Raw genomic sequence first — 17,154 nt, forward strand, 5'->3', positions numbered from 1 at the left:
AGGCCCGGTCCGGTTCCGTGTTCCTCAGGCCCCGGCGGGGCGGGGCGCGATCTCCCGCAGCAACTCCATCACCGCCCGGGCGCGGGCGGTCTGGGTCATGCCCTTCACCGAGGCAATCTGGACTTCGAGCGGGGGGCTTCCGTCCCGCAGCTCCAGTTCGGCGATCTCGCCGCCGCCGTAGGTCTGGCCGGTCGCCGGCCGCTGGTTCAGCACGGAGTATCCGAGCCCCCGGGCCACCAGGGAACGTACGGTTTCATAGCTCCGGGTGCGGTAGCGGACATCGGGCGCGGTGCCGGTGGCGGCGACCAGCGAGCGGAAGTAGTCACGGCTGTGGGGCAGGTCGAGCAGGACGAGGGGTTCCGCGGAGAGTTCGGCCAGCTCCACGGAGCCCTGCCGGGCCAGCGGGTGGTCGGCCGCGACGATGACATAGGCCGGGGCCCGCGCGATCGTCTCGCTGCGCAGGTCCATCTCGGCCGTCAGCCCGAGGTCGTAGGTGAGGGCGAAGTCGATGCGCCCCGCGCCCAGGGCCTGGACGAGCTGGTCCGTCTCTCCCTCCACCACGTCGATCTCGATGCCCGGGTAGCGGTCGGTGCATTCGCTGAACAGGGGCGGCAGATAGTACGGGGCCAGCGTCACGAAGCAGCCGACGGCCACCGGCCCGGAGATCGTCTCGCCGTCTCCCCGGGCCTCCCGCTCGATCTCGCGCGCACGGGCCAGCAGCTCCCGCGCCTGCTGCTGAAGCCTCTCCCCCGCGGGCGTCAGGGTCAGTCCCCGGCCCCTGCGGCGGATGAACAACTGCACCCGCAGGTCGCGCTCCAGGTTGTGGATGGCCGCGGACACGGCGGACTGTGCGATGTGGAGCGCCCCCGACGCCTCCGTCATCGAACCGCGCTCGGCGGCGACGAGGAAGTAGCGGAGCTGGAGGAGGGTGAAACCCACCGGTGACGTCATGCGTGACCCTCGCGCCTGGTGATCGGTGTCCGTGCCGATGCCGACCCTATGCGGCGGCCGGACCCTATGCGGGCGGTGCCTGGTGGACCTCCGCGGGCGCGTCCGAGACGTCCTCGGGGCGCAGCAGGGCGGAACCGGCGGTCTCCTTGAGGGACAGGGCGGCGATGAGACCGCCGACGGCGAACACCATCAGGTAGGGGCCGGGCAGCAGGGTGCTGCCGGTCGCCGAGATGAGCACGGTCATCAGGTACGGCACCGTGCCGGCGAACAGGGCGGCGGTGAGGTTGTAGGCGATGGACAGGCCGCTCTGGCGGATGCGGGTGGGGAAGATCTCCGCCGACCACACCGCGTAGGTGCCGAGGATCGCGGCGAGGATCACGCCGAGCAGCAAACCGGCGATCCAGGTCCCGGCGAGCCCGGTCCGCATGAGGAGGAACGCTGGAGTGGAGAGGACCAGGAGGCCCGCGGTGGCCCCGACGAAGACCGGTTTGCGTCCCACGCGGTCGGACAGCAGCCCGAACACCGGGACCAGCACCAGCCCCAGCAGTGAGATCGCCGTGGACAGCAGGGCGGCGCTGCCGGCCGAGTGTCCCAGGTGGTCGGTCTCGTAGGTGACCAGGTACGTCAGCACCAGGTAGAAGGGCACGTGCATGGCGGCCATCAGACCCGCGGCCTGGAACAGATGCCGCTTGTGGCGGCGGAGCAACTCCCGTACGGGGGTGCACGGCACGGTGTCGTTGGCTTCGAGCGTCCGGTACTCGGGGGTGTCCTCGATCTTGTTGCGGATGATGAAGCCGATGACGCCGAGCGGCGCGGAGATGAGGAAGGGGACGCGCCAGCCCCAGGCAGTGAGCTGGTCCTCGTCGAGCCCCGTCGACAGCAGCAGATAGACGAACGAACCGGCGAGGAAGCCCAGCAGGGAGCCGACCTCCAGCCAGCTCACCCCGAATCCGCGACGGCGCCGGGGGGCGCTCTCGGCGAGGAAGCTCGCCGCGCTGCCGAACTCGCCGCCCGCCGCGAATCCCTGGATCAGGCGCAGGATCACCAGGAGCACCGGGGCGGCGACCCCGATCGCCGCGTAGCCGGGCAGCAGACCGATCGTCAGGGTCGCGCCGGACATCATGAAGATGACCAGCGACAGCGTGCGCTTGCGGCCGATCCGGTCGCCGAGCGGTCCGAACACCAGGGCGCCGATGGGCCGGATGCCGAAGGACACGGCGAACACGCCGAACACCGCGAGCAGTCCGGTGGTGCTGTTCTCGTCCGGGAAGAACACGGTCGCGACGGTGCCGGCGAGATAGGCGTAGGCGGCCCAGTCGAACCAGTGGACGAACACGCCGACGGCTCCCGCGGCAACGCTTCTGCGCAGTGCGACGACGTCGGTGGCCACCTCGACCTCGGCCGTGGTGACGTCGGTGTGAGTGGTGGGCATGCGCGCCTCCTTTAGGGATGGGGTGGAAGAAGCCGGAGCTGTGCGGGTGCCGTGTGCGGGGGCCGCCTCGGTCAGGAGCCTGTGCGGGGGCCGCCTCGGTCAGGAGTCCGCGCTCGCGTATCGGCTCAGGCTCCGGTCCACACCGGTCCAGGCCAGCGCCACCGCCCCGTCGAGCAGGGCCCGTTGGGCGTTTGCGCCCACGCAGTACGCGGCGAACTCGTGCTGGTGGTTGGTGGCGGGCAGCGAGCCGATACCGATGTACGGGTGGATGGCGGGCACCGTCTGCGAGACGTTGCCCATGTCGGTGGAGGCGCGGTTCATCCGGGCGGCCTGTCCCGGCGGCGCGAACTCCCGTCCCAGGGCGAGGGCGTTCGCGCGGTAGTGGGCAAGAGCGGTCTCGTCCGTGCGGAACTCCGCGTACGGCTTGCTCTCCGGCTCGATCTCCAGCTCGCACCCGGTGGCGAGGGCACCCGCCTCGAAGGCACGCATGACCCGTGGTTCCAGCTCGGCCAGTTCGGCGAGGGTCTCCGCCCTGACGTACCAGCGGCCGGTGGCCCGGTCCGGGATGGCGTTCGGGGCGTCCCCGGCGTGGGTCACCACGCCATGCACCCGGGCGGAGGTGGGCAGTTGCTGGCGGAGCAGCCCGGTCGCGACCTGGGCCACGGTGAAGGCGTCGGCCGCGTTGATCCCGGCCTCGGGGTAGGCCGCGGCGTGTGCGGATCTACCGGTGTAGGAGATCTTGGAGTGGCTGACCGCGAACGGACGGGCCTCGGCTACGTCGACCGGCGCCGGGTGCACCATCATCGCCAGGTCCACCCCGGCGAAGGCGCCCCGGTCGAGCATCTCGATCTTGCCGCCGCCGCCCTCCTCCGCCGGGGTGCCGTAGACCTCGACGGTGAGCCCGGCGTCGTCGGCGACGGCGGCGAGGCCGAGCGCGGCGCCGACCGAGCTCGCCGCGATGAGGTTGTGCCCGCACGCGTGGCCGAGGCCGGGCAGCGCGTCGTACTCGGCGCACAGCGCGATCCGGACCGGCCCGCTGCCGAACCGGGCGTGGAAGGCGGTCTCCAGGCCCAGGTAGGACGTGGTGATGTCGAATCCGGCGCGGTCCAGCGGCTCGGGTACGGCGGCCGCCGCCCGGTGTTCCTCCCAGGCCGTCTCCGGGTCGGCGTGCAGCCGCTCGGACAGCCGGATCAGCTCTTCGGCGTGCCGGTCGACCTCGCGCCGGGCGGCCTCTTTGAACGTGCCCAACGTCCCCGGCGTCCCCGTGGTCCCCATCGTCCCCATCACCGGTCGCCCGGGACGCCGTAGGAGGGGGCGGAGGCGGGGTCGAGTCCACGGCACACGTAGTCGTCCCGCTGCGGCAGCCAGACGGCGAGGAGTTCGGCGAGCCGGTCGACGGGGTCGTCGGCCCAGTCCACCCGCAGGTCGGTCACCCGCCAGTCCACGTCCGCGACGACCGCGAGGCCCGCGGAGTGCACCGGCCCCTCCTCGCCACCGGCCTCGACCGCGGCCTTCAGGGCGGTGACCAGCCGCTCCTCCAGCTCCCCCGGGGCGGCGGAGTACGCGTCGAGGAGAACGCCGGGGATGTGCTCGCCGCGCAGCATGTTGCCGGCCGCCACCGCGCCCTCGGCGGTGGCCGAGGCGTGCTTGCCCAGGGTGTGCGCGCCGCTGTAGACGAAGCCGGGCCCCGAGCGGCCCAGCACGGTCAACTGGCGGTGGGCGATGGACTTCGCGTTCCGCGCCGCGCCGGTGACACCGGCCAGGGCGCGTTCCGCGTCACCGTGGTCGGCCAGTTCCGCCAGCAGGCTGGTGCCGAGCGTGGGATCGGTGACGTTCTGGGACGCCGCCGCGCCGACCCCGGGCCGCAGATGGGCGACCCGGGCGGCGACCGCCGGACTCGACGAGCTGACCGCGATGGCGAACCGCTCGCCGTCGCGGACCACCAGGGAGAATGTCATGCCCGCGCCTCCTCGGGGATCACGGCGACGGCGTCGATCTCGCACAGCCACTCCGGACGGGCCAGGGCCGACACCACCAGGCCGGTGGAGATGGGGTGGACGCCCTTGGTCCAGCGGCCCACGGTGCGGTACACCGCCTCGCGGTAGCGCGGGTCGATCAGATAGATGGTCAGCTTGACCAGGTGCTCCATCCGGCTGCCCGCCTCTTCGAGCAGCATCTTGATGTTCGCCATGGCCTGTTCGGCCTGCGCCTCGGCGTCGCCGATGCCCACGGACTCGCTGGTGTCGAGGTCCTGGCCGATCTGGCCCCGGACGTACACGGTGTCGCCGGCGACTACCGCCTGGCAGAGGTCGTTGTCGAGGTTCTGCTCGGGATAGGTGTCGCGGGCGTTGAACGGACGGATCCGGGTGTGCCCGCCGGCAACGACCGGTGCCTTGACGGCGTTCGCCCGGCGGCCTTCGCTCGTGGAGGTCATCCTCTGCTCCTCAGTTCTTCCAGGCCGCCGGCGCGGCGCCGGGCCGGTCGGTGGTGCCGTACGCGAGATAGCCCCGCTGGGTCGTGATGTGATCGGCGACGTATCCGGCGTCGTGCCAGACGCCCCAGATGAAGCTCGATCCGCGGCGGGACAGCCAGGGCAGGCCCAGGAAGTACACGCCGGGCTCGGAGGACACACCGCGCCGCTGGTCGGGCCGGCCGTGCTCGTCGAACGCGTCGACCTCGAGCCAGCCGTAGTCGGTGGCAAAGCCCGTCGCCCAGACGATCGAGGTGACACCGGCCGCGGCCAGGTCGAGTTCCAGCCGGGGGTCGGCCATGCCTTCCGGGTCCGGCCCGAGGTCGTGGGCCTGCGGCTCCTCGGGGAGGTCGAGCCCATTGCGCTCGACATACGCGTCGGCCGCCCGGAGGAGTTCGAGGTACTTCGCGTCGCCGAGCGCGACGTTCGTGGCGAGATCCGGCGCGAAGCGCAGCACACCGTCGTCGTAGGACGCGGTCAGGCCGACGAGCTCGACGCCGTCGGCGGCCAGGGCACGGAAGTCCACGGTGTGGCCGCCGCGGGCGCCGCTCACCGCGATGGTGACGTGTTCGGCACCCTGCGGAGGCGTCTCCGCGTCCCACCGCCCGAGCACACCGAGCCACCAGCAGAAGTCACGTCCGCGGTACTGGCGGGCGGGACGGTCGTGCGGACCGACGGAGAGGAAGACCCGGCGGCCGGACCGGCGCAGCTCATCGGCGATCTGGACCCCCGAGGAGCCGGCCCCGACCACGAGCACCGCGCCCTCGGGGAGCCGCTCCGGATTACGGTACCCGCTGGAGTGGAGCTGCACGGGGACGGCGCCGTCCGGGACGATGGGCGGGATCACGGGCCGCTGGAACGGCCCGGTCGCGGCCACGACGAAGCGCGCGTCGATGGGGCCCCGCGAGGTCTCGACTCGGAAGCCGGGCCGTCCGGTCCGCTTCCGTACCGAGGTCACCTCGACACCGCACCGGATCGGGGCGCCTATCTTCTCGGCGTAGGTGACGAAGTAGTCGGCGATCTGCTCCTTCGAGGCGAAGGCATCGGGGTGGACGTCGGGGTCGACATCGGAGAACTCCAGCCCCGGGAACCGGTCGTGCCACGCGGGCCCGTTCGCCACCAGTGAATCCCACCGCTCCGAGCGCCACCGCTCGGCGATACGGTGCCGCTCCAGGACGATATGCGGCACACCGTGGGCTCCCAGGTGCTCGCTCATCGCCACGCCCGCCTGGCCCGCGCCGACGACGACTACCTCAGTCTCTTCACTCAACTTTCAGCCTCCACTCAGGCGGTAGCGCATCCCGGTGTCGCGTCGACTGTGCTGTGGGTGCTACCGCACGAGGGATCCTTGGGCATGGCCGTAGTGCTGTCCAACAGATGTTTCCGCTGTAGGCGATCTGATTTTCAGATTTGGACACCTGCGAGTGGTGCCGGTCGGCCGAGCAGATGGGCGCGGTACTTGGCCAGCACTTCCTCGCGCGCGCCGACGGGCCCGGGGCGGTTCAGGAGGCGCTGTGCTCCGGGCTCCTGTTCGAGGGTGTGAGGATCGCGCGCGTGGGGGCGAAGACCGGGCGCACCATGCGCAGGTTGAGCTGCGCCGTGGTGTAGGCGCGGCCCCTGGGCAGCACAGCGGCCCGCTCATCCAGGACCTGCCGGACCATCCGGTGCCGTTCGCCTAGCCGGCGGGCCGGGAGCTGCCGCTACTCCCGGATGGGAGCGACGCGCCGGACGAGCGCCTCGCGGGAGTCCTCCGGCGCACCCGGCTCGCCCTGCTGCGCTCCTTGGACGAAGCCCGTACGACCACGGGGCCGGCCCGCCGTATCGGCGTCAGCGCCGCGACGGCCTCCGCCCATGCCTCGGCCCTGCGCGCCGCCGTTCTCCTCACCACCAGCCGCACGGGGCGCTCGGTGCGGCATGAGCGGACGGCCCTGGCGGAACTGCTGCCGGCAGGCGGCGCGGCCGACGGCGGGAACACCTCGACGCTGGTCCAGAACCGTTGCGCTACGCGCCGGGTGGCAGGAGTCCGCGGGCCAGGGTGAAGGCAGCCGTGGCGGTGGACAGGAGGGCGTTGATCCTTCCGAGGATGCGAGCCGTCCTGTCGGCATCCTGCGCGTCGACCGCCGCGGCCAGGTCGTCGGCGTACTCCCGCGCCCTTACCGCCTCATCGGACGTCGCGGTGTCCGCGTCCGCACGCAGGGCGTCGATCAGTTGCTGATGGGGGATGTCAGGCGCGTTCGCCCGGTTGCCATAGCCGCCGTGGACCACCGAATGATGGCTGTTGACGTTCGCCACGACGAAGCCGCCCGGTCCAGTGGAGATGTTCACCCCTTCGCCTCCCGTCCAGATGAACTTGCCCTCGTACTCGGTCCAGCCCTTGTGCGTCACGCTGTAACTGCCGAACCGCCAACCCTCCACATCGATCAGCTTGTGCTTGAGCGGCTCGGCCAGGATGCGCATGGCGTCCGCCCGATTCCATCCTCGCTGGGCGAAGTAGTCGGTCATCATCACGCGCCGACCCGGGTTCGCCGCCCGCCGGCAGATCTCGCGGAATGCCTGCCCCTGATACGTCTCCAACTGGCCCGGGGTGACCGACGGCTCCGGCAGCCGCCGCCGATGCACGATTCCGCGGATCCATACGAACAGGGCGTAGATCAACCAGCAGAGCAAGGCGGCGATCACAACTAGCTTCGGTGCCAACTCCACGCTCGTCACCCTCCCCCGTTGGCCCCAAGCCAACACATTTTAGGGCCAGTTGGTGTGCTGTGACCCTGTCCTGCCGCGTCCTGTCCTGTCCTGTCCTGTCCTGTCCTGGCAACGGGCTTCGGGGACAAGCGGCTACTGGGGCAGGGGGCGGTCGTGGACGACGTTCTTCATGACGAGGGTGGAGTTCAGGCGCTGGACGCCCGGGAGTTTGGCCAGCCGCTGGTCGTAGAGCTGCTGGTAGGCGGACAGGTCGGTGGTGGCGACGCGCAGCAGGTAGTCGGGTTCGCCGAAGAGCCGCTGGGCCTGGATGACGTGCGGGATGGCGGCCACGGCCTCCTCGAAGGTGGTGACGGTGTCGGCGTCCTCCCAGCGCAGGGTGGCGAAGACCACGGCCTCGAAGTCCAGGCCGACGGCGGTCGGGTCGACGACGGCGCGGTAGCCGCGGATGGCGCCCTCGCGTTCGAGGTCCCGCAAGCGACGGTGGCAGGGCGAAACGCTCAGCCCCACGCGGGCGGCCAGCTCGGTGATCGTCAGGCGGCCGTCCGCCCTCACTCCGGGCAGGGATTTCGGCGTCCACACGGCGGACAGCCACGTCCGCCTCTCGTACGCGGCGTCGGCAGACGAACTCCGCGAGGGGATCGCCCGGCCCGGGCCGTTCGTGGCCACGCTTACGTAGGGCGGGCGGTCAGTCTTGCCTGCGCACCGCCGCACCGGTTTTCGGGCGTCCCGCATGTCCAGGGAAGCTTCATCCCAGCGGCTGCCCGCCCGGTGGAAAACAGCCAGCCACGACAGGGTGGACCGATTACCGGGGCGGGGAGAGAAAGCGGGCAGGATCCCGCACGATGGCGGCGCATCCCGTGCCGACGCTCACGCCCGCCTCGACGCCCACGTGCCGTGACCGCGTCCGAATACCGTCGGCCACCGGGGCAAACCCCAGGCGGGGCACGATCATCTTATCGAGTTAATGCCAGCGGCTCTCCGAGGCCGAGTGGGTGCACCGGCCGCTACTGTTCCCCGGGTCTGGACGGATTCCCGGATGTTTGCCCCTTTCTTTCCTCTTTGCCGGTGACGCGCACGCACGCCAGCCATCGCCCTCACGAAGGAGAGCTCGCCCGATGACTGTGGGTACCAGCTCGGAAGCGCCTCTGGAGCCACCTCGGCAGTCCAGCCTGGGCACGGCGGCCGCCCGCAACCTCGCCACCACGACCAAGTCCGCCCCGCAGATGCAGGGGATCACCTCCCGCTGGCTGCTGCGGTCACTCCCCTGGGTGGAGGTCAAGGGCGGCACCTACCGGGTGAACCGCAGGCTGAGCTACACCGTCGGCGACGGGCGCGTCGAGTTCGTCCAGGACGGTGCCGACGTCCGGGTGATCCCCCGCGAACTCGGCGAACTGGCCTTGCTGCGTGGCTTCGAGGACGTGGAGGTGCTGACCGCCATCGCCGACCGCTGCGTCCAGCGCGACTTCCGCGCGGGCGAAACGCTGGTGGAGCGCGGCAGGCCCGCCGGGGAGTTCCACCTGATCGCCCACGGCCGCGTCAGCCGGACCTCCGTCGGTCCGTACGGCGACGAGACCGCGGTCGCCGTACTGGCCGATGGCGACCGCTTTGGTGAGGGCGCTCTGCTGAACGCGGAGGCCCGGTGGGACTACACCGCCACCGCCGAGACCTCCGGCACCCTGCTCACCCTGTCCCGCGCCGACTTCGCCGCGGTGCTGTCCGCGGCGCCGAGCCTCCAGGCGCACATCCGGGAGTTCAGTTCCCTGCGCGGCCATGCGCAGAACCATCGCGGCGAGGCCGAGATCGCCATGGCGGCCGGTCACACCGGCGAACCCGCGCTGCCCGGCACGTTCGTCGACTACGAACTGAAGCCGCGCGAGTACGAACTCTCCGTCGCACAGACCATTCTGCGGATCCACACGCGGGTCGCCGACCTCTACAACGAGCCGATGGACCAGACCGAGGAGCAGCTCAGGCTCACCATCGAGGCGCTGCGTGAGCGCCAGGAGCACGAGCTGATCAACAACCGGGAGTTCGGTCTGCTCCACAACGCCGACTTCAAGCAGCGCATCCAGCCCCACTCGGGCCCGCCCACCCCGGACGACCTCGACGAGCTGCTGTGCCGCCGCCGCGGCTCCGCGTTCTTCCTCGCGCACCCCAGGACGATCGCGGCGATCGGACGGGAGTTCAACTCCCGCGGGCTCTACCCGACCCACGTAGACCTGGGCGGGCAGCAGGTCCCGGCCTGGCGCGGCGTCCCGATCCTGCCCTGCAACAAGATCCCCATCACGAAGGAGAACACCAGCTCGGTCCTCGTCATGCGCACCGGCGAGGACAACCAGGGCGTCATCGGTCTGCGCCATACCGGTCTGCCGGAGGAGTACGAACCGGGTCTGTCGGTGCGCTTCATGGGCATCGACGACAGGGCGATCATCTCCTACCTCGTCACCACGTACTACTCCGCCGCCATCCTGGTGCCGGATGCGCTCGGTGTGTTGGAGAACGTGCAGATCGCCCGCAGCCGCGACTAGAGGTCCTGCCCTGCCCGGCGGCCACGAGAGCCCGACGCTCCGAGCCGCCCGAGCATGCCCGTGATCCGGGACAGCCACCCACCCCATCGAGGAGCTATGGATGCCCGCGTCTGAACCTTCCCCTCCGCAGCCGAGCCCGCCCGGGGCTGGTTCCCCCTCCGGGGCGTTTGTCCTCGCTGAGGCCGCCGCCCGCGCCCGCGACATCAGGGCCGCCTTCGGTGGCGGCAGATCTCTCGCGCCGTCCTTGCCCGCCCCGCCTCCCGCCGACGCCCCTGCCACCGGGGCGCGGACAGCGGGCGCCGACCTGGGTCGGATCCTGCGTGGCCCCAGTGGCCTGGGCACGGTGGGCCTGCACCTGGCCCGGTGTGAGGGCGCGTCGGCGCCGGTGGAGCAGGTGGAGCCGCCCACGGCTCCGGCGGAAGGCACGCCGGTTCCGGGCCTCTACCACCATCCGGTGCCGGAGCCCGACCCGGTGCGGGTGGCGGAGGTCAGCCGCAGGATCAAGACCTGGGCGCTGGACGAGGTCGATCTGTACCCGGAGGACTGGGAAGACCAGTTCGACGGCTTCTCCGTGGGCCGCTATATGGTCGCCTGCCATCCGGACGCTCCCACCGTCGACCATCTGATGCTCGCCACGCGCCTGATGGTCGCCGAGAACGCGGTGGACGACTGCTACTGCGAGGACCACGGAGGATCGCCCATCGGCCTCGGCGGACGGCTGCTGCTGGCGCACACCGCCCTCGACCCCTTGCACACGACGAAGGAGTACCAGCCGCGGTGGGCGGAGTCGCTCCATTCGGACGCGCCCCGGCGCGCGTACCGCTCCGCCATGGAGTACTTCGTCCAAGCGGCCGGCGCCTCCCAGGCGGACCGGTACCGGCACGACATGGCCCGTCTGCACATGGGGTACCTCGCGGAGGCCGCCTGGGCCCAGACGCACCACGTGCCCGAGGTGTGGGAATACCTGGCGATGCGCCAGTTCAACAACTTCCGCCCCTGCCCCACCATTACGGACACCGTCGGCGGCTACGAGCTGCCGGCGGACCTGCACGCCACGCCCGCCATGCAGCGCGTCATCGCGCTCGCCGGGAACGCCACCACCATCGTGAACGACCTGTACTCCTACACCAAGGAACTCGCCTCCCCCGGGCATCACCTGAACCTGCCCGTGGTGATCGCCGAACGTGCGGGCATCTCCGACCGCGAGGCCTATCTGAAGTCGGTCGACGTCCACAACGACCTCATGCACGACTTCGAAGCCGCGGCCGCGGCCCTGGCCGCCGCCTGCCCCGTCCCGAGCGTGCAGCGCTTTCTGCGGGGCGTGGCCGCGTGGGTCGACGGCAACCACTACTGGCACCAGACCAACACCTATCGCTACAGCCTGCCCGACTTCTGGTAAGAAGAATGGACTTATCTGTGACCAGCACCGACCTCACCACCGACGCCGCCCTCTCCACCAGCGCCGCCTCCGTGTTCATCCCCGCCCCGGTGACGCCCTACCAGGGGGACATCGCCCGCTACTGGGACGGCGAGGCCAGGCCGGTGAACCTGCGTCTCGGCGATGTCGACGGCCTTTACCACCATCACTACGGCATCGGCTCCGTCGATCGCACCGCCCTCGGCGACGCCGACGACGGCGCATCCGAGAAGAAGCTGATCGCCGAACTCCACCGCCTGGAATCGGCGCAGGCCGAACTCCTCCTGGACCACCTCGGCCCCATGGAGCGCGACGACACGCTCGTGGACGCCGGCTGCGGCCGTGGCGGCTCGATGGTCATGGCCCACCAGCGCTTCGGGTGCAAGGTCGAGGGCGTCACCCTGTCGGCCAAGCAGGCGGACTTCGCCAACCAGCGTGCCCGCGAGCTCGGCATCGAGGACCACGTCCACGCCCGCGTCTGCAACATGCTCGGTACGCCCTTCGGGACCGGGCAGATCGCGGCCTCGTGGAACAACGAGTCGAGCATGTACGTCGACCTGCACGACCTTTTCGCCGAGCACTCCCGCATCCTCGCGGCCGGCGGTCGCTACGTGACCATCACCGGCTGCTGGAACCCCCGTTACGGCCAGCCCTCGAAGTGGGTCTCCCAGATCAACGCGCACTTCGAGTGCAACATCCACTCCCGCCGGGAGTATCTGCGCGCCATGGCCGACAACCGCCTCGTACCGCAGGCCGTCATCGACCTCACCGCCGCGACCCTGCCGTACTGGGAGCTCCGGGCCACGTCCTCACTGGTCACCGGCATTGAGGAGGCGTTCATCAACTCCTACAAGGACGGCTCCTTCCAGTACCTCCTGATCGCGGCCGACCGCGTCTGACCACCTCCTGACACATCGCCCCGTCGCCATGTGGCGGGGCGACGTGCTGCCGGCCGGCTCTCGGGTTGGCTACGTACACTGACGGGCATGGCGTGCCGCATCAGTGAACTGGTCCTCGATTGCGCCGACGCCGAGCGGCTCGCCACGTTCTGGAGCGAGGTCCTCGGCTACGTCGAGCTCGACCGGGAGGACGACGGAAGCATCGAGATCGGGCCGCCCGACACCGGTTTCGGCGGTCTGCAGCCCACCCTCGTCCTCAGCCCCAGCAGCGACCCGCGGACCGGGAAGCTCCCCCTGCACATCGACGTCAACGCCACCGACCGCGACCAGGACGCCGAGCTGGAGCGGCTGCTCGCTCTCGGCGCCAGGCCCGCCGACGTCGGCCGGACCGGCACCGAGAACTGGCACGTCCTGGCCGACCCGGAAGGCAACGTGTTCTGCCTCCTGCACGCCCGGCTCCAACACCCCTGACCAGGGGCCGATGCGGCCACCCTGGGTGCCCTCGGCCGGTGTCTCACGGGGTCTGCCCGTGCCCGGTGAGCATGTTGATCAGGCTGTGGGGTGCGCCCGCTCCGTAGAACATCTCGTGGACCTGGATTCCTTCGGTGGCGGCCGCGGCGCTGCGGGGGAACATGGCCTGCTCGTACTCGGTGAGCGCGGCCTCGACGTCCTCGGGGTGCGCGGCGAGGGCCTTGCCCAGTTGGGCGCCGTCGTACATGGCCAGGTTGGCGCCCTCGCCGTTCGGGAGCGAGAGGTGGGCGGCGTCGCCGAGCAGGGTCACCCCCGGCTGCCGCTCCCACCGGTGCTCGATGGGCAGGGCGTAGAGGGGCCGCAGGACCGGTGCGGTGTCACCGTCGGCGATCAGCGCGGTGAGTTCCGGCGCCCAGCCGTCGAACTCCTTTGCGATCCGTGCGGTGGCCGCGGCGGAATCGGTGAAGTCGATATCCGCGAACCAGTCCTGCGGCCGGGCGAGCATCATGTAGGCGTGCAGGGTGCCGGCCCGCTCCCGGTGAGCCAGGAATGCCCTGCCCGGCGCGAGCGCGAACAGCGACCCGCTGCCGACCGCTTTCGCGCTGGCCGGATGCCGGGTGTCGGCGTCGAACAGGTAGGTCTCGACGTACGACATGCCGATGTACTCGGGTGCCGCGCTGGAGAGCAGTGGCCGGACTCGGGACCACGCGCCGTCGGCGCCGACCAGCAGGCCGGTGGTGACGGTGGTGCCGTCCGCGAAGGTCACCTCGTGGCGGCCCTCGCCGAGGGCACGGGTACCGCTGACCTTGTGGCCCCATCGGACGGTGCCGGCCGGGAGCGAGTCGAGGAGCATCTGCCGCAGCTCGCCGCGCAGTACCTCGGGGTTGCCACGAGTGCCGTCGTCGTCATGGTCGAACAGGACGGTCCCGTCCAGGTCGAGAACCCGTATCGCCTGGCGGCCCTCCAGGATGAGGCTACGGAACTCGTTCATCAGGCCGACCGCCCGCAATGCGGGCTGTCCGCTGTCCTCGTGGATGTCGAGCATCCCGCCCTGCGCACGCGCCGTCGGAGAGATCTCCGCCTCGTAGACCGTGGCCGGGATGCCGTGGAGGTGCAGCACGCGGGCGAGCGTCAGGCCGCCGAGTCCGGCACCGATGATCGTGACGTCAGTGGTCATGCTGGTTCCTTGCTGTCGCACGCCTGCCGGATGGGCATCCGGCAGGATCTCCTGAAAAGTTCCAGACCCCGCCGACACGCCACCGACAACGCGACCGACAGCCACCGGCAAAGAGCATGTGCGTACCGACGCCGCCGTCACCCCTGGCGGGCGTAATGTGTGCATATGGGTGATGCTCGGTGCGGTTGGTGCGATGCGCCGCTACCGAATCAGGCCGGCCACAACCGGCGGTATTGCAGTCCGGCACACCGGCAGGCGGCCTGGCGGGCGCGGTGTCGATGGCCGGCCGCGGCCGAGTCGCGACAGGCGATGGTGCTCGCGGGCGCGGATCTGCTGGACCGGGTTCAGGCGGCAGCGCAGCAGGCGGGTGAGCTGTCCCCGGCGCGGGAAGCCGCGGTGGGCTGCCGCTGTGCCGCGGTGGCGGAGGTGCCCGGGCTGGCCGAGCGGTTGGTGCGGTATGCGGTGCTGGCCGATCGGCAGGCCGGGGCCGGCTGGGCGCGGATCGGTGCCGCCCTGGGGATCAGCGCCGAGGCGGCCAGGCGCCGCTTCGGGCGTGTGCGGCACGTCGCGGAGGAGGGGCAGGGGACGCGGGACGATGCCACGCCTGCCGCCGGCTCCGGTATGGAGCTGCTGGATGCGTTCCTGTGCACGGCGGTAAAGGAAGCAGGCGCGTCCACGGGCCTGGTGTATCTGCTGCCGCCCGGCGGGCAGGTGCTGCGGCTGGCCATGATGACCGGGATGCCGCCGAAGGTCGCCGAGCTCTGGGAACGGTTGCGGCTTCCGGCTTCGGGTCCGGTGGCGGACGCGGTGCGTGAGCGGCGCCTGGTGTGGCTCGCCAGCCAGGCGGAGCTGGCGCGCCGCTACCCGAGGGCAGCACTGGTATGGCCCTACCCGGTGGCGCTTGCCGCCGCACCGATCACATCCGGCACCACTGCTTGGGGCGGACTGGTGCTGTTGTGGCCCGGTCCGCGCCGGCCGCACCCGAGCGCCCATGAGCGCGCCGTGATCGGCTCCACCTGCGACCGGCTGGGGGCGTTCCTGCGGCATGCCGCCGCGGACGGGCACCCGATAACACCCGAAGAGCCGCACGTGGCGCCCCCGCCGCGGGTCTGGACCGCCGGGCCGGTCCAGGCACAGGCCGCGGTGGACTTCGCCGACCGTCTCCCGGAGGGCTGTTGCGCGCTCGATGTGGCGGGCCGGATCACTTTCATCAACGCCACCGCCGCCGATCTGGTCGGCGGGAGCGTCCCGGATCTGCTCGGCGCACCGCTGTGGGAGGCGCTGCCGTGGCTGGACGACCCTGTCTTCGACGACCGCTACCGGGCCGCGGTGCTCGGCCGCCGGCCCACGTCCTTCACCGCTCTGCGCCCGCCGGACCGGTGGCTGTCCTTCCAGCTCTGCCCGGATGCCTCCGGTGTCAGTGTGCGCGTCTCCCCCACCGACGACACCGCCCCGATCGACCACCCGGGGCGCGGGGCGGACATCGCCACACCGACCCGGTCCGGCAGGCTGTACGACCTGATGCACCTGGCGGGCGCGCTCACCGAAGCCGTCAGCGTTCAGGACGTGGTCGAGCTGACCGCCGACCTGATCCTGCCCGCCTTCGGCGCCCAGGGCTTCGTCCTGTCCGTGGCGGAGGGGGACCGGCTGCGTGTCGTCGGCCACCGTGGATACCCATCCGAGGTCATCAACCGCCTCGACATCCCTGCGTTCCGGGACGACACGGCCCCCACCGTGCGCGCCGTGACCACGGGAGCACCCCTGTTCTTCGCGTCCCCGCACGAGATGAATCAGCTCGCTCCCGGCATCCCGCGGCTGACCAAGAGGGCGGCCTGGGCGTTCCTGCCGCTGCTGGCCTCCGGTCGCCCGGTCGGCTGCTGCGTGGTCTCCTACGACCGGCCCCACGACTTCACCCCTGACGAACGCGCCGTCCTGACCTCTCTCGCCGGACTGATCACCCAGGCCCTCGACCGCGCCCGGCTCTACGACGCCGAACATCAGCTTGCCCACGGTCTGCAGAGCGGTCTGCTCCCCGCCGCTCTCCCGACGGTGCCCGGACTGGAGGTGGCGGCCCGCTATCTGCCCACGGCTCGCGGCATGGACATCGGCGGCGACTTCTACGACCTCATCCGCTGCGACGCCACCACCGTCGCCGCGGCCATCGGCGACGTCCAAGGCCACAGCGTGAACGCCGCCGCCCTCATGGGACAGGTCCGCACCGCCGTCCACGCCACCGCCGGGGCACATCCCGGGGAAGTCCTCGCCCGCACCAACCGCCTGCTCACCGACCTCGACCCCGGCTTGTTCACCAGTTGCCTGTACGCCCACATCGACCTGGCACGCCACGTTGCCCACCTGGCCACGGCCGGCCACCCGCCCCCGCTCCTGCGCCACCCCGACGGACACACCGAGGTCCTCCACCTGCCACCCGGCCTGCTGCTGGGCATCGATCCCGGCGCCGACTACCCGGCCACCGAGATCCAACTGCCGCCCGGCGCCGTGCTGGCCCTCTACACCGACGGCCTCGTCGAGCGTCCCGACGTCGATCTCGACGACGCGACCACGCACCTCGCCGACCAGCTCACACAGGCCCGCGGCCAGCCCATGGACACCCTCGCCGACACCCTCATCCACCACGACCCGCACACCGATCCCCACAGCGATGACATCGCCCTGCTGCTGCTCCACCCGCAATCGGTCGTCGGCTGACGCAGCCATCGCCCGGCTCGCCGGGCCCGCGCCTTCAGCGTCGCGCTCGAGTGCTGTGCGGTGGGACGAGACGGTCGCCGGACACGAGCGTGCCGGCCTGCTTGACCTGCTGAAGCAGAGGAGAGACCTCCATGCTCTGGAGACCGGAGAGCGACCCGATGCGGTCCGAGGTGGATTCGAACAGTTCGTCGAGGTCGCGGCAGTGCGCGACGGCATGGAGGTTGTAGGGCCCGGAGACGGCCGCGGCGAAGGCTATTTCGGGTTCCCGCGCGAGTGTGCGTCCGATGTCCTTGATCGCCGTCGGGATGTCGTCAACTGACGCGGACCGGCACACGCCAACCCGGCCCCGGGAGCGGGCACCGCTCAGTCCGCGTGCACGAGCGCCGAAAAAATTTCT

16 protein-coding genes are annotated in these 17,154 nt (G+C 71.0%); 5 read left to right on the forward strand and 11 right to left on the reverse strand.

The window, feature by feature from the left end:
- Nucleotides 1–24 precede the first annotated feature (24 nt).
- The 9 genes from STRVI_RS26135 to STRVI_RS26175 all read right to left on the reverse strand — a co-directional run bounded on the left by STRVI_RS26135 (nucleotide 25) and on the right by STRVI_RS26175 (nucleotide 8,135).
- A complete protein-coding gene (locus STRVI_RS26135) occupies nucleotides 25–951 on the reverse strand; it encodes a LysR family transcriptional regulator (protein ID WP_014058637.1) in 927 nt (308 codons plus the stop codon).
- 64 nt (nucleotides 952–1,015) lie between these two features.
- On the reverse strand, nucleotides 1,016–2,383 hold the full coding sequence (locus STRVI_RS26140; protein ID WP_014058638.1) for an MFS transporter: 1,368 nt from the start codon (nucleotides 2,381–2,383) through the stop codon (nucleotides 1,016–1,018).
- Nucleotides 2,384–2,482: 99 nt separating this feature from the next.
- Nucleotides 2,483–3,667: a M20 family metallopeptidase gene (locus STRVI_RS26145; protein ID WP_014058639.1), complete on the reverse strand. Its 1,185-nt coding sequence runs from the start codon at nucleotides 3,665–3,667 to the stop codon at nucleotides 2,483–2,485.
- Nucleotides 3,667–4,341, reverse strand: coding sequence for a DUF1028 domain-containing protein (locus tag STRVI_RS26150; RefSeq protein WP_014058640.1), 675 nt, complete (start codon nucleotides 4,339–4,341; stop codon nucleotides 3,667–3,669). The genes STRVI_RS26145 and STRVI_RS26150 overlap by 1 nt, the downstream gene beginning before the upstream one ends.
- Complete coding sequence (locus tag STRVI_RS26155) at nucleotides 4,338–4,817, reverse strand: RidA family protein (protein WP_014058641.1); 480 nt, start codon at nucleotides 4,815–4,817, stop codon at nucleotides 4,338–4,340. Before STRVI_RS26155 ends, STRVI_RS26150 begins: the two co-directional genes overlap by 4 nt.
- Before the next feature lie 10 nt (nucleotides 4,818–4,827).
- Nucleotides 4,828–6,123 (reverse strand): flavin-containing monooxygenase, encoded by a 1,296-nt coding sequence (locus STRVI_RS26160; protein ID WP_014058642.1) that lies wholly within the window; start codon nucleotides 6,121–6,123, stop codon nucleotides 4,828–4,830.
- Between the two features lie 232 nt (nucleotides 6,124–6,355).
- On the reverse strand, nucleotides 6,356–6,514 hold the full coding sequence (locus STRVI_RS52910) for a hypothetical protein (RefSeq protein WP_014058643.1): 159 nt from the start codon (nucleotides 6,512–6,514) through the stop codon (nucleotides 6,356–6,358).
- Between the two features lie 340 nt (nucleotides 6,515–6,854).
- A complete protein-coding gene (locus STRVI_RS26170; protein WP_014058644.1) occupies nucleotides 6,855–7,556 on the reverse strand; it encodes a hypothetical protein in 702 nt (233 codons plus the stop codon).
- A gap of 132 nt (nucleotides 7,557–7,688) precedes the next feature.
- Nucleotides 7,689–8,135 (reverse strand): Lrp/AsnC family transcriptional regulator, encoded by a 447-nt coding sequence (locus STRVI_RS26175; RefSeq protein ID WP_251982939.1) that lies wholly within the window; start codon nucleotides 8,133–8,135, stop codon nucleotides 7,689–7,691.
- Between the two features lie 536 nt (nucleotides 8,136–8,671).
- On the opposite strand from STRVI_RS26175, the gene STRVI_RS26180 reads away from it, so the two are divergent.
- The 4 genes from STRVI_RS26180 (at nucleotide 8,672) to STRVI_RS26195 (ending at nucleotide 12,871) form a co-directional block, all read left to right on the forward strand.
- On the forward strand, nucleotides 8,672–10,084 hold the full coding sequence (locus STRVI_RS26180) for a family 2B encapsulin nanocompartment shell protein (RefSeq protein WP_014058646.1): 1,413 nt from the start codon (nucleotides 8,672–8,674) through the stop codon (nucleotides 10,082–10,084).
- 100 nt (nucleotides 10,085–10,184) lie between these two features.
- The gene (locus STRVI_RS26185; RefSeq protein ID WP_014058647.1) at nucleotides 10,185–11,483 is read left to right on the forward strand and encodes a family 2 encapsulin nanocompartment cargo protein terpene cyclase; all 1,299 of its coding nucleotides are present in this window, start codon (nucleotides 10,185–10,187) and stop codon (nucleotides 11,481–11,483) included.
- Nucleotides 11,484–11,500: 17 nt separating this feature from the next.
- A complete protein-coding gene (locus STRVI_RS26190; RefSeq protein WP_014058648.1) occupies nucleotides 11,501–12,400 on the forward strand; it encodes a geranyl diphosphate 2-C-methyltransferase in 900 nt (299 codons plus the stop codon).
- An 87-nt stretch (nucleotides 12,401–12,487) separates the two neighbouring features.
- Complete coding sequence (locus tag STRVI_RS26195; protein ID WP_014058649.1) at nucleotides 12,488–12,871, forward strand: VOC family protein; 384 nt, start codon at nucleotides 12,488–12,490, stop codon at nucleotides 12,869–12,871.
- A 43-nt stretch (nucleotides 12,872–12,914) separates the two neighbouring features.
- Here STRVI_RS26195 and STRVI_RS26200 read toward each other — a convergent pair whose 3' ends face one another.
- Nucleotides 12,915–14,048: an FAD-dependent oxidoreductase gene (locus STRVI_RS26200; protein ID WP_014058650.1), complete on the reverse strand. Its 1,134-nt coding sequence runs from the start codon at nucleotides 14,046–14,048 to the stop codon at nucleotides 12,915–12,917.
- 309 nt (nucleotides 14,049–14,357) lie between these two features.
- Between STRVI_RS26200 and STRVI_RS26205 the strand changes: the two genes are divergently transcribed.
- The gene (locus tag STRVI_RS26205) at nucleotides 14,358–16,757 is read left to right on the forward strand and encodes a SpoIIE family protein phosphatase (RefSeq protein ID WP_014058651.1); all 2,400 of its coding nucleotides are present in this window, start codon (nucleotides 14,358–14,360) and stop codon (nucleotides 16,755–16,757) included.
- Between the two features lie 34 nt (nucleotides 16,758–16,791).
- Here the strand turns inward: STRVI_RS26205 and STRVI_RS26210 are convergent, their stop codons facing one another.
- Entirely contained in the window at nucleotides 16,792–17,091 is a 300-nt protein-coding gene (locus tag STRVI_RS26210) for an Lrp/AsnC family transcriptional regulator (protein ID WP_251982739.1), read from the reverse strand.
- Nucleotides 17,092–17,154 lie beyond the last annotated feature (63 nt).

The sequence above is a fragment of the Streptomyces violaceusniger Tu 4113 genome, from assembly GCF_000147815.2.
GTDB classification, from domain to species: Bacteria; Actinomycetota; Actinomycetes; order Streptomycetales; family Streptomycetaceae; genus Streptomyces; species Streptomyces violaceusniger_A.